Source organism: Streptomyces venezuelae (assembly GCF_008642275.1).
Lineage (GTDB): Bacteria > Actinomycetota > Actinomycetes > Streptomycetales > Streptomycetaceae > Streptomyces > Streptomyces venezuelae_E.
In genome coordinates, this window is record NZ_CP029189.1 from 3,327,521 (window position 1) to 3,341,897 (window position 14,377).

General features: G+C 71.4%; 12 protein-coding genes and 1 pseudogene. 7 read left to right on the forward strand and 6 right to left on the reverse strand.

Annotation, left to right across the window (positions count from 1 at the left end):
- Nucleotides 1-12 precede the first annotated feature (12 nt).
- Both DEJ51_RS14400 and thpR read left to right on the forward strand, forming a co-directional pair.
- Complete coding sequence (locus DEJ51_RS14400) at nt 13-1,383, forward strand: MFS transporter (protein WP_223835804.1); 1,371 nt, start codon at nt 13-15, stop codon at nt 1,381-1,383.
- A gap of 153 nt (nt 1,384-1,536) precedes the next feature.
- Nucleotides 1,537-2,088, forward strand: a complete 552-nt coding sequence (gene thpR / locus DEJ51_RS14405) for an RNA 2',3'-cyclic phosphodiesterase (RefSeq protein ID WP_150257951.1) — start codon at nt 1,537-1,539, stop codon at nt 2,086-2,088.
- A gap of 150 nt (nt 2,089-2,238) precedes the next feature.
- Here the strand turns inward: thpR and DEJ51_RS14410 are convergent, their stop codons facing one another.
- Nucleotides 2,239-3,093: an aldo/keto reductase gene (locus tag DEJ51_RS14410; RefSeq protein WP_223835805.1), complete on the reverse strand. Its 855-nt coding sequence runs from the start codon at nt 3,091-3,093 to the stop codon at nt 2,239-2,241.
- A 71-nt stretch (nt 3,094-3,164) separates the two neighbouring features.
- On the opposite strand from DEJ51_RS14410, the gene DEJ51_RS14415 reads away from it, so the two are divergent.
- Nucleotides 3,165-4,814 (forward strand): recombinase family protein, encoded by a 1,650-nt coding sequence (locus DEJ51_RS14415; protein WP_150257953.1) that lies wholly within the window; start codon nt 3,165-3,167, stop codon nt 4,812-4,814.
- Between the two features lie 923 nt (nt 4,815-5,737).
- Nucleotides 5,738-6,727: an aldo/keto reductase gene (locus DEJ51_RS14425; protein ID WP_150257954.1), complete on the forward strand. Its 990-nt coding sequence runs from the start codon at nt 5,738-5,740 to the stop codon at nt 6,725-6,727.
- 84 nt (nt 6,728-6,811) lie between these two features.
- On the opposite strand, the pseudogene DEJ51_RS14430 reads toward DEJ51_RS14425, so the two are convergent.
- Both DEJ51_RS14430 and DEJ51_RS14435 read right to left on the reverse strand, forming a co-directional pair.
- Nucleotides 6,812-6,964: pseudogene (locus DEJ51_RS14430) on the reverse strand (aldo/keto reductase); the annotation flags it as partial.
- Between the two features lie 59 nt (nt 6,965-7,023).
- Complete coding sequence (locus DEJ51_RS14435) at nt 7,024-7,716, reverse strand: GDSL-type esterase/lipase family protein (protein WP_150257955.1); 693 nt, start codon at nt 7,714-7,716, stop codon at nt 7,024-7,026.
- A 76-nt stretch (nt 7,717-7,792) separates the two neighbouring features.
- On the opposite strand from DEJ51_RS14435, the gene DEJ51_RS14440 reads away from it, so the two are divergent.
- Nucleotides 7,793-8,815 carry an esterase-like activity of phytase family protein gene (locus tag DEJ51_RS14440; RefSeq protein WP_150257956.1) on the forward strand — a complete coding sequence of 341 codons (1,023 nt, stop codon included), beginning with the start codon at nt 7,793-7,795 and terminating at the stop codon, nt 8,813-8,815.
- A 290-nt stretch (nt 8,816-9,105) separates the two neighbouring features.
- On the opposite strand, the gene DEJ51_RS14445 is transcribed toward DEJ51_RS14440, so the two are convergent.
- The 3 genes from DEJ51_RS14445 to DEJ51_RS14455 all read right to left on the reverse strand — a co-directional run bounded on the left by DEJ51_RS14445 (nt 9,106) and on the right by DEJ51_RS14455 (nt 11,880).
- Nucleotides 9,106-10,569, reverse strand: coding sequence for a flotillin family protein (locus tag DEJ51_RS14445; protein WP_150257957.1), 1,464 nt, complete (start codon nt 10,567-10,569; stop codon nt 9,106-9,108).
- 127 nt (nt 10,570-10,696) lie between these two features.
- Nucleotides 10,697-10,900 carry a hypothetical protein gene (locus tag DEJ51_RS14450; RefSeq protein ID WP_150261921.1) on the reverse strand — a complete coding sequence of 68 codons (204 nt, stop codon included), beginning with the start codon at nt 10,898-10,900 and terminating at the stop codon, nt 10,697-10,699.
- A 56-nt stretch (nt 10,901-10,956) separates the two neighbouring features.
- Complete coding sequence (locus DEJ51_RS14455) at nt 10,957-11,880, reverse strand: DUF3027 domain-containing protein (RefSeq protein ID WP_150257958.1); 924 nt, start codon at nt 11,878-11,880, stop codon at nt 10,957-10,959.
- Between the two features lie 328 nt (nt 11,881-12,208).
- Here DEJ51_RS14455 and DEJ51_RS14465 point away from each other — a divergent pair, with 328 nt between their 5' ends.
- Nucleotides 12,209-13,570 carry an MFS transporter gene (locus tag DEJ51_RS14465; RefSeq protein ID WP_150257959.1) on the forward strand — a complete coding sequence of 454 codons (1,362 nt, stop codon included), beginning with the start codon at nt 12,209-12,211 and terminating at the stop codon, nt 13,568-13,570.
- Nucleotides 13,571-13,885: 315 nt separating this feature from the next.
- The gene (locus DEJ51_RS14470; protein WP_150257960.1) at nt 13,886-14,377 is read left to right on the forward strand and encodes a DUF2771 domain-containing protein; all 492 of its coding nucleotides are present in this window, start codon (nt 13,886-13,888) and stop codon (nt 14,375-14,377) included.

Sequence of the window (14,377 nt, forward strand, 5' to 3'; positions counted from 1 at the left end):
AGGCGAACGCTTTTGAGTACGGGAACCGGAGCAGACTCCGCACCCGGCCACACATCCACCCCCACCACCGCCGTGAGCGCCCCCCGGGCCGTCACGGCACCCGCGGGCAAGGGCTCCATGTTCAGCTCGCTGAAGATCCGCAACTACCGGCTCTTCGCCACCGGCCAGGTCGTCTCCAACACGGGCACCTGGATGCAGCGCATCGCCCAGGACTGGCTGGTCCTCTCGCTGACCGGCTCCGCCTCCGCCGTCGGCATCACCATCGCCCTGCAGTTCCTGCCGATGCTGATGTTCGGCCTCTACGGCGGCGTCCTCGCCGACCGGCTGCCCAAGCGGCCGCTGCTGCTGGCCACCCAGAGCGCGATGGGCCTGACCGGCATCGCCCTCGCCGCCCTCACCCTGGCCGGGCACGTCCAGGTGTGGCACGTCTACCTCGCCGCCTTCGCGCTCGGCCTGGTCACCGTCGTCGACAACCCGGCCCGGCAGACCTTCGTGTCCGAGATGGTCGGCAAGGACCAGGTGGCCAACGCCGTCAGCCTGAACTCCGCGAACTTCCAGTCCGCGCGGCTGGTCGGCCCGGCGATCGCCGGCGTACTGATCACCGCCGTCGGCTCCGGCTGGGCCTTCCTGCTGAACGGACTGTCCTTCGCCGCACCCCTCGCCGCCCTGCTGATGATGCGGACCGACGAACTCCACCCGGTCGAGCCGCGCCCCCGCGCCAAGGGACAGCTGCGCGAAGGCCTGCGCTACGTCGCCGGCCGCCCCGAGCTGATCTGGCCGATCGTGCTCGTGGGCTTCATCGGCACCTTCGGGTTCAACTTCCCGATCTGGCTCTCGGCGTACGTCAGCGACGTCTTCCACGGGGACGCGGGCACGTACGGGCTCTTCAACACCCTGATCGCGGCCGGCTCCCTGGTGGGCGCCCTGCTCGCCGCCCGGCGCGGACAGTCCCGCCTGCGGGTGCTGGTGGCCGCCGCCGCCCTGTTCTCGGTCCTCCTCCTGGTGACCGCCTTCGCACCCGGCTTCTGGCTCTTCGCCGCCCTGCTCGTGCCCATCGGGATCTTCGGCCTGACCGTCAACGTCACGGCCAACTCCAGCGTGCAGATGGCCACCGACCCCGAGATGCGGGGCCGGGTCATGGCCCTGTTCATGATGGTGTTCACCGGCGGCACCCCGCTGGGCGCTCCCCTGCTGGGCTGGATCACCGACACCTACGGCGCCCGGATCGGCATGGCCGCGGGCGGTGTGATCTCCCTGGCCGCCTCCCTCGCGATCGCCGTGGTCCTGGCCCGCGTCGGCAACCTCCGGCTGCGGGTGAACCGGCACGGCGTGACCTTCGTCCCGGCCGTCCCGCGCCACCGCGAACTGGTGACGGTGGCCTGACCCTGCGGCCCTGCGGCCCTGCCTTTCGGGCTGCGCCCGGACCCGCGCCTCAAACGCCGGCGAGACTGAAACACAGCCCCGCCGGCGTTTGAGGCGCGGGGGTCCGGGGGCGGAGCGCCCGACAACGGCGCGCGCACGGCTACGCTCGCCGGCATGAGACTGTTCGCAGCCGTCCTCCCACCGGACGAGGCCGTCGCCGAGCTGGCCCGGGCCGTCGACCCGCTGCACGACGACCGGCTGACCTGGACCGGACGGCCCGGCTGGCACTTCACGCTCGCCTTCCTGGGCGAGGTACGGGACGAGGTGCTCCCGGAACTGCACACCCGCCTGGAACGGGCCGCCCACCGCACGGCCCCCTTCGCACTGCGGCTGCACGGCTGCGGCCACTTCGGGGAGCGCGCCCTGTGGGCCGGAGCCGCCGGGGAGCTCACCGGCCTGCGGATGCTCGCCGAACGGGCGAACGCCGCCGCCCGGCGAGCCGGCGTACCGATGGAACAGCACCACCGGTACACCCCGCACCTCACCCTGGCCCGCAGCCGCGGCACCACCCCGCTGCGGCCCTACCTGGACGCCCTCGCCGACTTCGCGGGCACGCCCTGGCAGGTCGACACGCTCAGCCTGGTCCGCAGCAACCTCCCCGTCAGCGGGGTGCCGGGCGAGCAGCCCCGCTACGAGACCGTCGGGGCCTGGCCGCTCGTCGGCTGAACCCCTGCGTCCAGGACGCGGGGGCCGCCGCGTTACGCTCGACGGGTGGATCCCAAGACCAGAAACCGTGTGATGGCCGGTGTGCTCGTACTGATGTTCGTCGTCGTGGCCGTGGCGGCTGCCGTCGGACAGTAGCCCTCCGGGCCGTACTTACCAGGCGAAGGCCTCCGGCGACGCTCCGGGACCGGGGAAGACCTCGTCCAGGCCGGCCAGGACCTCCTGCGAGAGCTCCAGCTCCACGGCGCGCAGGGCCGAGTCGAGCTGTTCCTGCGTGCGCGGCCCGACGATCGGCCCGGTGACCCCCGGACGCGTCAGCAGCCAGGCCAGCCCGACCTCGCCCGGCTCCAGGCCGTGCTTGTCGAGCAGGTCCTCGTACGCCTGCACCTGCGCCCGCACGGTGCTGTTCGCCAGCGCGTCCGCCGACCGGCCGGAGGCGCGGCGACCGCCCTCGACCTCCTTCTTGATGACCCCGCCGAGCAGGCCCCCGTGGAGCGGGGACCAGGGGATGACCCCGAGGCCGTACTCCTGCGCGGCCGGAATGACCTCCATCTCGGCGCGCCGCTCGGCGAGGTTGTAGATGCACTGCTCGCTGACCAGGCCGAGCCGGCTCTGGCGGGCCGCGATCTCGTTGGCCTGGGCGATCTTCCAGCCGGGGAAGTTGGAGGAGCCCGCGTAGAGGATCTTGCCCTGCTGGATGAGGACCTCGACGGCCTGCCAGATCTCCTCGAAGGGGGTCAGCCGGTCCACGTGGTGGAACTGGTAGACGTCGATGTAGTCGGTCTGGAGCCGCTTGAGGCTGGCTTCGACGGCGCGCCGGATGTTCAGCGCCGACAGGCGGTCGTAGTTGGGCCAGGTGTCGCCCTCGCGGTACATGGAGGCGTACACCTTGGTGGCGAGGACCGTCTTCTCGCGGCGGTCGCCGCCCTGGGCGAACCAGGTGCCGATGATCTCCTCGGTGCGGCCCTTGTTCTCACCCCACCCGTACACGTTGGCCGTGTCGAACAATCCATTTTGACGCTGCGCCCGCCCGGGCCCTAGCGTCGATCTCCAAGCACCACAGGGGATGGGGAGAGCAAGTGGCAAGAGTCCTGGGAGTAGTCCGCCTGTCGAAGGTGTCGGACGAGACCACATCGCCGGAGCGCCAGCGCCGATCGATTCAACGATGGGCCGACCAGGAAGGGCACGTTGTCGTCGGGTGGGTCGAGGACATCGACGTGTCCGGCGGTGTCGAGCCGTGGAAGCGCCCGGAGTTCGGCAAGTGGCTTCCGTCCACTATCGGCAAGGAGGTCAGCTCGATCGAGCACCGGATCGCGCTGGAGGAGTCCCGGGCCGACGAGTACGACACCATCTGCGCGCTGAAGCTGGACCGCCTCTCACGGCGCGTGCTCCACGTGCACACGCTCGTGGAATGGTGCGAGAAGCACGGGAAGGAGGTCGCCACCGTCGAGGACGGGATCAACCTGAACACGCAGATGGGCAAGTTGCTGTTCAGTCTGATCGCTTCCTTCGCGGAAGGGGAGCTCGAAGCCATCAAGGCCCGGGCGAAGTCCTCGTACAACCACTTGGTGAAGGAGGGGCGCTGGCGTGGTGGTCGGATCCCGTACGGCTACCGGGCGGAGAAGCAGGACACCGGTGACGGCTGGCGGCTGGTCCTGGACGACTACGGAACGGACACCGCCGGGACGCTGCGCGAGATCGTCCGCCGACTTATCGAGGGCGAGTCGGCGAACAGCATCGCCCAGTGGCTCAATGAGGACCCGACCAAGACCCCGGTATCGCTCGATGCCCAGCTGATCAGGAACGGCAAGCCCCCGAAGGGCGGCCGGTGGACCGCCGCGAACACAGCCAAGGTGGTGCGCTCCCTGAACGTTCTCGGTCAGATGGAGGTGACGGAGGAAGTTGTCATCGACGGCCAGAAGATGAAGCGAACTCGCGTCGTCCGTGACGCGGAAGGGCGTCCTCTCCAGCGTGCGGAGCCGCTGATCACCCAGGAGGAGTGGGAACTGGCGAACAAGAAGCTGGACGAGAACACCAGCAAGCGCAACGGCAACCGGAAGGGCGGCTCTCCGATGCTCAGGGTCGCCTTCTGCACCTGCGGAGAACCGGCGTACCTCGGTCCGGGTCGGAACTGGCCGTACTACCGCTGCGCTTCCCGGACCACGCACAAGCCCTGCCCTACGGGCAGCAAGGGCATTGCGGCTCATGTATTGGAGGGGGCCGTCGAGGAGGTTTTCCTGCGCGCGGCCGGCGATGTCGAGATCGTGCGGAAGGTCTTCCGCCCGGGCGTCGACTTCACACGGGACATCGAGGAAGTGAACCGCGCGCTGGGAGAACTCCGGGAGGACCGCGAAGCTGGCCTCTACTCCAGTGAGCTGGGCAAGCAGGAGTACCGGGATACGTACAAGCGGCTGGACGCACGACGCGAGCAACTCATGGCCCAGCCCACCCGGCCGGACGGCTGGGACGAGATCCCAACGAATGAGACCTATCGCGAGCGCTGGGCAAAGCTGTCGACCCAGCACGAGAAGGGCAAGGAACTCCGGGCAGCCGGAGTCAGGGCGATCATCTACGCCGAGGAACTGCCACCCCTGACCGCTGTGCAGGCAATGTCCCCGGAAGGACATGACGGCATGTGGCAGGAAGGAAAGGGCCGCGTGCAGGTCTTGATCCCGATGGACTTCAAGCGCCGCGTCCGGGACTTGGCGGCGGTGCACAGCGAGAGCTGACCATCTCCTCCCCTGTACGGCAGGAGGGCCCCTCTGCGGGCCCTCCCCTGCTCCGTAGGATTTCTGCCAGGTCACCGCCGTCGCTCTCGACTGCATGAGACCGAGTCCAGACCCGAATCCTGGGCACCCTGTGAGGACCATGCCGACTGTGGCTGGTCCACCCCCGCGAAGAAAGGGAGGCACATGTCCCGCCACCAGGCGGGGGTAACTGGCGCAACCCGTGCGCCGCACAGGAAGGAGCCGCGCTCAGTGGCTATCCACTTCGGTACCGGTCGCTCTTGGGGCGGGATCTCCCAGCATGAGTACCGGCGCATGGCCCAGGACTCCCGGCACCAGCTCGCCTACCTCGTCCACTTCGCCACCCTCGGGTGGGCCGACTGCCAAGGCCACGCGAGCTTCGGTCCGGGAAAGTTGGCCGCTCTGCTGGGCAATGAGGACCAGCCCCTGTCGGGCCAGAGCGCGACCAATGCCGTCATCCGAGCGAAGCGGCTGGACCTCGTGTCACCGCGATCCGCGGCCGCTTGCCTCGTTGTCCTTCCAGAAGAGGAAGGGCGCCCAGGTACCGTGCCGCATCCACCAGGACCGATAGCAGCCGCTCCCGCGGGCGAGTGTGATCGTTCGTCTTCAGGTTGATGGTGCTGGACGAGTAGAACACGATGAGGGAGCCGGAAGCCGTGCGGTACACGTTGGGGCAGTCGCCCTGTCCACATTCTCCGTTTCCGTTGCCGATGAGCCGGGTCAGTTCTCACGCGCCATGTGAGCCCCCTGGTTCGCGACCCTGGTCAGGGCCGACCACCAAGACCGTACGGAGGGTGGCGGTCAGCCGTCTATGCATCAACGCGACTATGCGCGTTGATGCATAAATCAGGGACCATGTGGGCCGCTCTTGCCTGGAGTGGACTCGAAGCAGTTGGCTTGGGTCCATGAAGTACACGCAGCTCGGACGCACCGGACTCAAGGTCAGCCGACTCGTTCTCGGCACGATGAACTTCGGTCCGCAGACAGACGAACCGACCAGCCACGCCATCCTGGACGCCGCCCTCGACGCGGGTCTGAATTTCGTGGACACGGCCAATGTGTATGGGTGGGGTGAGAACAAGGGCCGAACCGAGGAGATCATCGGCACCTGGTTCGCGCAGGGAGGTGGCCGGCGCGAGAAGACGGTCCTGGCCACCAAGGTCTACGCCTCCATGTCCCGCGAGGGCGAGACCTGGCCGAACGAGGACCGGCTGTCGGCGCTGAACATCCGCCGGGCCGTCGAGGCCAGCCTCAAGCGGCTCCAGACCGACCACATCGACGTCTACCAGTTCCACCACATCGACCGCCTGACCCCCTTCGAGGAGATCTGGCAGGCCGTGGACGTGCTGATCCAGCAGGGCAAGATCCTGTACGCGGGCTCCTCCAACTTCCCCGGCTACAAGATCGCCCAGGCCAACGAGACTGCCGCCCGGCGCGGGATGGTCGGCCTGGTCAGCGAGCAGTGCCTCTACAACCTCGCCGAGCGGCGCGCCGAGATGGAGGTCATTCCGGCCGCGCAGGAGTACGGCCTCGGGGTCATCCCCTGGTCCCCGCTCCACGGGGGCCTGCTCGGCGGGGTCATCAAGAAGGAGGTCGAGGGCGGTCGCCGCGCCTCCGGCCGGTCGGCGGACGCGCTGGCGAACAGCACCGTGCGGGCGCAGGTGCAGGCGTACGAGGACCTGCTCGACAAGCACGGCCTGGAGCCGGGCGAGGTCGGGCTGGCCTGGCTGCTCACCCGGCCGGGCGTGACGGGCCCCATCGTCGGCCCGCGCACCGCCGAGCAGCTGGACGGTGCGCTGCGCGCGCTGGAGCTGGAGCTGAGCGAGGAGGTGCTGGCCGGGCTGGAGGAGGTCTTCCCCGGTCCCGGACCGTCCCCGGAGGCCTTCGCCTGGTGATCAGGTAGCCGTACGTATGGTGGTCGTCGTCCCTTCGCCCTGGGCGGCGACCACCTCCTACTCAAGCTGGCGTCAAAGTGCCTCATTGGCCGTGTCGAAGTAGTTGATGCCCGCATCGAGGGCGGAGTCCATGATCGAGTGACTTTCGGGCTCCCCTGTCTGGGGGCCGAAGTTCATGGTGCCGAGAACGAGTCGGCTGACCTTGAGGCCGGAGCGTCCGAGCTGCGTGTACTTCATGAGGCACTAGCCAACTGCTTCGAGTGCGCTCGAAGCAAGACCCCGTCGTGCCAGGCGTGTTACGGCGCCGGCGCGGGCCGGTAGGGGGCGCCGATCCCCCACGCCTGGTGCAGGACGGCCGCGAACTCGCCCGCCAGCCGGTGCTCGCCCGAGGCGTTCGGGTGAGTGCCGTCGTAGGTGTCGCGGTGGATGTCGTACGCGTCCGGGCGCGCGGCCAGCAGGATCGGCGAGGCGTCGGTCGTCAGGTCGGCGACCGCCTTCGCGAGGAGCTCGTTGAAACGGGCCACCTCGGCCGCGAAGGGGGCGTCCTCCTCGGCGCGGCTGTTCGGGATGACCGGCAGCAGGACCATCCGGACGGAGGGGCGGGCGGCGCGCGCCCCGGCGACGAACCGGCGGGCGTTGGCGGCGGTCTGCTCCGCGTCGGTGTAGAAGCCGAGGTCGATCAGCCCGAGGGAGACCAGGAGCACGTCGGCGCCGGTGTCGGCGACCGCGGGGCCTATGAGGGGAGCCATGTGCTGCCAGCCCTCGCCCCAGCCGGCCAGGTGGCGGCGGGCGCGCTGCGGGAAGGCCGGGTCGGCGTACGCGTGGCTGGTGGGCGCATCGGCGACGGTGTCGTACAGCTCGCAGCGCGGACCGACGATCCGGTACGGACCGCCGAAGGTCGAGCTGAGGTGCTGCCACATCCGGTAGCGCCAGGTGTAGTCGCCGGCGCGTCCGATGGTCATGGAGTCGCCGACGAACATGAAACGCATCCGGTCATCATCGCGGATCGCGCGACAGAAACCCCTGTGACGCCGGACACGCGGCACGTACTGGCAGGCTGGGAGAATGCGCCTGCCCATGCCGCCCGCCGCCGCGTCCGCCGCCGTTGCCCTGACCACCGCCGTCGCCGCCGCCGCACTCGCCGTGCTGCCGGGCCCGGCCCTCGCGGCCGAGAACCCCGCCTCGTCCTCCTTCACCATCTCCGACCCGCGGATCAAGGAGTCGAGCGGCCTGGCCGCCAGCCGGATCCACCCGGGCGTGTACTGGACGCACAACGACAGCGACGACGGCCCGTACATCTACGCGGTGGACTCGGCATCGGGCAGGACGGTGGCCCGGGTGACGCTGAAGGGGATCGGGAAGCCGCGCGACGTCGAGGCGATCTCGCTGGGCCCGGACGGGCAGCTCTACGTCGGGGACATCGGCGACAACCGGGGCGGCACCTGGGACCACGTGTGGATCTACCGCTTCCCGGAACCGAAGCAACTGGGTGATGTCACGGTCGAGGCCGCGCAGTTCACGGTGAAGTACGCGGACGGCGCGCGCAACGCGGAGGCCCTGATGGTCCATCCGGTGACGGGGCGCGTCTACATCGCCAGCAAGGACGAGAACAAGGGCGGCCTGTACGAGGGCCCCGCCGAGCTGACGGCGGGCGGCACGAACGTGTTCCGGCGGGTCGCCGCCGTGCCGTGGGTGACGGACGGGGCGTTCTCCCCCGACGGCACCCGGCTGACGCTGCGGGGCTACTTCACGGCCCGCACCTACCCGTGGAAGGACGGCCTTCCGGTGGGCGAGGGCGAACGGGTGGACGCGCCGTGGCAGGGGCAGGCGGAGTCGGTGACGTACACGCCGGACGGCTCGACGCTGATGTTCGGCGCGGAGGGGCAGGGCAGCCGGGTGATCGCGGTCCCGGTCGCCACCGGCACCGCCCCCTCGGCCTCGGCCTCGCCGCAGCCGGGTTCCCCGCCGGGCGCGTCCTCCATGACGGAACCGCCGGGCGGCTTCGGCAAGGGAGCCCTCGTCCTGGCGGGAGCCCTGGCCCTGGTCTTCGGCGCCAAACGCCTCTTCCGCCGCCGCGGCAGCAGCTGACCCGACGCCACCCCGACTCCGGCCTCGCCGCCCCCGTCCCCCATCAGCCTCGCCGGCGTTCGAGGCGCGGGGGTCCGGGGCAGCGCCCCTGCCCATCCGGCTCGGCGCCAACCACCAGCCTCGCCGGCGTTCGAGGCGCGGGGGTCCGGGGGCAGCGCCCCCGGCAACGGCGCCGCGCCGGAGCCCGAACCGTTCGGCGCCCGCGCCGCTGCCGGGGCTCCGCCCCGGACCCCGCTCCTCAAACGCCGGAGGGGCTGAATGGGCGGCCCGAGGGGCTGGGAGGCCGGCGGTTACTCCTCGTGGATCGGGATGCGGCCGTTCACCGGCGGGGTGGCCGGGGACGGGGTTCCCGGGGCGGGGGGCTGGCCCATCGAGGCCAGGAGCTGGCGGGCCACGCCCAGGCCCGTGCCGCCCATGGTCAGCGCCTTCGCGAACATCTCCGACATGCCCTCGGCCCCGTTCAGCAGGACCATGTGCTCCACGTTCCCGAAGGCCCCCGCGCCCGCCTCCACGATCGCCGGCCAGTTCTCGGCCAGCTGCTGCGCGACCACCGCCTCCTGGTTCTCCGCCAGCGCGGCGGCCCGCGCCTTGATCGCTTCCGCCTCCGCCAGGCCACGCGCCTTCGCCGACTCCGCCTCCGCGAGACCCCTCGCCTGCGTGGCCGCCGCCTCCGCCTCACCGGTCGCACGCGTGGCCTTCGCCGAGGCGATGCCCCGCGCCTCCACGGCCTGCGCGTCCGCCGTCGCCGCCGTCGTCACCCGCGTCGCCTCCGCGGCCGCCGCGAGCTCCGTCTCCCGCGCCTTCGCCTGCGCCGCCGAGATCCGGGCGTCGCGCTCGGCCTCCGCCCTGGTGCGGGTCTCGTACGCCGCCGCGTCCGCCGGCTTGCGTACGTCCGCCTGCAGCTGCTGCTCGCGCCGGTGCGCCTCCAGCTCCGCGACCCGGGTCTCCTGGACGACGACCTCCTGGCGGGCCGCCGCCTCCGACAGCGGGCCCGCCTGACGGGCCGTCGCCGCCGCCTTGTCCCGCTCGGCCTGGTAGCCGGCCTGCAGGATCTCGCTGTCGCGCGTCGCCTCGGCCATCCGGGCGAAGGCGGCCTGCTCGGCCTCCGTGGCCAGCCGGTTCGCCTCGGCCTGCGCGATCCGCGCGTCCCGCTGGACGGCCGCCGCGTGCGGCATCGCCAGGTTCTTGATGTAGCCCGTCGGGTCCTCGATCTCGTGGATCTGCAGCGAGTCGACGATCAGGCCGAGCTTCTCCATCTCCGTACCGCACGCCATCCGGGTCTGGCCCGTCAGCTTCTCCCGGTCGCGGATCATGTCCTCGACCGTCAATCCGCCCACGATGGACCGCAGATGGCCCGCGAAGACGATGTGCACGCGCTCGGGCATCATCTTCTGCTGGTCCAGGAAGCGCCGGGCCGCGTTCGCGATCGACACGAGGTCGTCGCCGACCTTGAAGATGACGACGCCCTTCACCCTCAGCGGGATGCCCTGATGGGTGACGCAGTCCACGGACAGCTGGGTCTCGTTGAGGTCCAGGGAGAGTTTCCGCACCGCCTGCACGCCCGGGAGGACGAGCGTCCCCCGCCCGGTGACGATCCGGAAGCCCATGCCCTGGCCGAGGCCCTCGGTCTTGTGCGTGGAGCCGGAGATGACGAGTGCCTCGTTCGGTTCGGCCACCCGCCACATGAGCTTGAACAGGCCGATCACAGCCACGATTGCGGCGAGCACGATTCCCGCCACGACGCCGATAGCCATCGGCAACGCCCCCTTCGCGCGATGCCGTTCGGCACCGACGAGGGTGAGTCTGCGCCTGCCGCGACCCGCCGGGAAGACACCGGCCGCGTCTTGTCGCCATCCTGATACGTACAGGTGGGACGGGGCGTCAGTTGTCGTACGCGGCCATCACGTACACCGTGCGCGGCGGCAGGTACTCGACCACCGTCACCACCGTCCCGACGGGAATGCGGCCCGTCCCCGCGACCGGGTGGGCGAGGAAGTGCTCCGCCCCGCCCCGGATCCGGACGATGACCTCGCCCACCAGCCCCGGACCCACCGTCCCGGTCACCCGGCCGGTCAGTCCCACCATGTCCGTGTCCGCGTCGCTGTCCCCCATGGGGCGAGGGTACGCCGGGCGCGGGTCCCCTACGAGTGGCCGAGGTCCGCGGCCGGCAGGTCCGACTCCGAGACCGGCACCGAGCCGGTGTCGGGGGCCGGTCGCAGGGTGAACTCGTCCGAGGCCATCGAGTCGAGCACCGGCGGGGCCGGCCGCAGCGGGGCCGGCATGACCGCGGCCTCCGAGTGGCCGCCGCAGCCGTAGGAGAGCGACACCAGGCGGCCGTCGGCCGGGCTGAACTCGTTCGCGCAGACCCCGAAGGCCTGGCCGAGCGAGCCGCCGATGGCGACCAGGAAGCCGCAGGACACGCACGACGCGGGCGCGGCCTGCGCCATCGGGGTCTTGGCTCCGAAGGACTCGTCCCAGCGGTCGGCGGCGGTGTGCAGCCCGTACCGCGAGAGCACGCGCGCCCGGCGCATGCCGAGCTCCTCGGCGACCGAGGTGATGGAGCCGCGTACGGGGACCACCGCGCGGTCGGTGACGTCGGCGTCCTCGGCCTCGACCAGTTCGGCCATCTCGGTGGAGACCACCGAGTTCGGCGGCGGGGCGTCCTCGCCCGACCAGCCCGGCTCCAGGCGCAGGTCCTCGGCGTCGGTGGGCAGCAGGTCGCCGGGGCCCATGTCACCGGGACGCAGCCGCTCGCTCCACGGCACCCACTCGGGGGCCAGCAGCGCGTCGTCGCCGGGCAGCAGCACCGTTTCGTCGAGGGTGACGTTCTTCGCGCGGGAGGCGCGGGTCACGGTGACGGCCCAGCGCCAGCCGCGGTAGCCCGGCTCCTTGGACTCGAAGAAGTGGGTGACGACGCGGTCGCCCTCCGCCACGGCGGAGACGTGCGCGCCCACCACTCCGGGGAAGGCGGCCTCCTCGGCCGCCGCGCGGGCGAGTTCTACCGCCTCGACGCACAGGCGGTCGGGGGTACGCGGGGTACGGCTTCGCGTCGTCGCAGCACTCACTGGTCTCGTTCTCTCCTACGCCGTCTCACGTGTGCGCCGTCCGTACTGTCGTCCACAACGACCCGTCGGTGCTGTCCGTACGTGGCACGGGCGGAGCGGACCAGAGGGCCGCGTCGACGTCCGCACCCGATCGGACTCCGGGCGCACCTCACTGCGACCCATTCTGCGGGATCACGAAGAGGCGCGCGGCCAGGAGCAACCGCCGGTGGCGCGCTACGCACGCTACCTCGTCTTAAGCCTCGGGCACACATGCAAGGTCCGATTCGCGGACAAGCCACCGGCCGGGCGACGCGCCGGGAGGCATCCCGGCGGGGCCGGGTGGGGCACTATGTCGAGTGTGGCACCCGTACGGTCGTCCGACGACGGCTCGGGACCGGCCAGGCGGGCCGGCCGGGCTGTCGGGCGTGCGCTGCACCTTCCGGCGCGGGGGATCCGGCGGGCCACGCACGCGCACGGGGCCGGTGAATCGGGCCTCGGCAAGCTGATCGAGCTGCACGCCATCAACGGCGCCGGCGACATGCTGATCACGGTGGCGCTGGCCTCGACGGTGTTCTTCTCCGTTCCCACGGACGAGGCACGGGGCCGGGTGGCCCTGTACCTCGGCATCACGATGGCCCCGTTCACCGTGCTGGCCCCGGTGATCGGCCCGCTCCTGGACCGGCTGCCGCACGGCCGCCGGGCTTCGATGGCGGCCGCGATGCTGGCCCGGGCGCTGCTGGCGCTGCTGATGTCGGGGGCGGTGGCGACGGGGGGCATCCAGCTGTATCCGGCGGCGCTCGGCGTGCTGGTGGCGTCGAAGTCGTACGGGGTGGTGCGCAGTGCGGTGGTGCCGCGGCTGCTGCCGCCGCGGTTCTCACTCGTCAAGGCGAACTCGCGGGTCACGCTGGCCGGTCTGCTGGCGACGGGCGTGGCGGCGCCGGTGGGTGCCGCGCTGAACCTGATCGGACCGCAGTGGCCGCTGTACGGGGCCTGCCTGGTCTTCGTGTGGGGCACGGTCGCGGCGTTCACGCTGCCGCACAAGGTGGACGAGGCCAAGGGGGAGCGCCGGGCGCGGCTGTCCACGCACGAGGCGCACTCGAAGCGGCCGGGCCTGCGGACGGTCAGCCGGTCGGTGCTGTGCGGGCTGCTGGCGAACGCCTCGATGCGTGCGCTGTCCGGGTTCCTGATCTTCTTCCTGGCGTTCCTGCTGCGCGAGCATCCCCTGGCGGGGCAGAGCGCGGCGGTGTCGCTGGGCATCGTGGGCGTCTCGGCGGGCGTGGGCAACGCCTGCGGCACGGCGGCGGGGGCGTGGCTGCGGGCGCGGGCGCCGGAGGCGATCATCGCGGCGGTGCTGTGCCTGACGCTGGGCGTGGCGGTGCTCGCGGCGGTGTTCTTCAGCGGGCTGTTCATGGCCGTGCTGGGCGCGACGGCGGGCTTCTGCCAGGCGCTGGCGAAGCTGTCGCTGGACGCGATGATCCAGCGGGACGTGCCGGAGTCGGTGCGGACGTCGGCGTTCGCCCGTTCGGAGACGCTGCTCCAGGTGGCGTGGGTACTGGGCGGTGCGATCGGCATCGTGCTGCCGCTGAACGGCGTACTGGGCATGTCGGTGGCGGCGGCGATCGTGGCCCTGGGCACGACGATGGCCCTGCGCGGTGTCCTCTCGGCGCCGCGCCCCCGCCAGCCGGGCACCTCCCGCCCCCGCGTGGCGTAGCCGACCCGCCGGCCGCTGCGCGTGGCCGGGGTGCGGCACCGTTGCGGGGGCGCTGCCCCCGACCCCCCGCGCCTCAATCGCCGGCGGGGCTGGATTTCCCCGCCGGGGGGCACCTCCCAGCGGTAGCCGGGGGAGCTTGAGGCGGGGGTCCGGGGCGGAGCCCCGTAAATGCCCGGGCGGAGCCCGGGGCACGCTCGCGCCGAGGCGCCGCACCCGTCCGAACCGGCCGAACCGGCGGAGCCGATCCGCGCCGCGCCGCAGGCCACCGGTACCCCGTGCGGCGGCGCAGCCCACCGGCCCGATAGCCTTCGGCTCATGACCGCACCGCTTTTCTCGGGTAGGGCCCGCCGCAGCGTCGCGGCCCTCGGAGCCGTGTCCGCCGGCCTCCTCCTCCTCTCCGCCTGCGGCGAGAAGCCGACACCGCTGGCGACCGTGACGGTCGGCACCTCGTCGGTGTCCGCCGAAGCCTCCTGCCACAACGACGGCAAGGAGCTCTCCATGGACCAGGTCCAGGAGTGCCTCACGAACCTCAAGAACCCCAAGACCGTCGAGTACGCCCGCGGCGACACCCTGCGTCTCGGGGTCGAGCCGGAGATCGTCGAGGACGGCAAGCGCTGGTCGGCGGTCCTGGACGGCCAGCCGATCACCGAGCCCTCCTCGAACACCTACCGCAGCTTCCCGGGCGCCGACGTCTTCGCGACCGGCGGCCAGGGCGAGGCCCCTTCCTCGAAGAAGCTCGCGTTCCTGCAGATCGCCGAGGACGGCAAGCCGCTCGCCGTCTGGTCCTTCAACCTCAAGCTCAAGTAA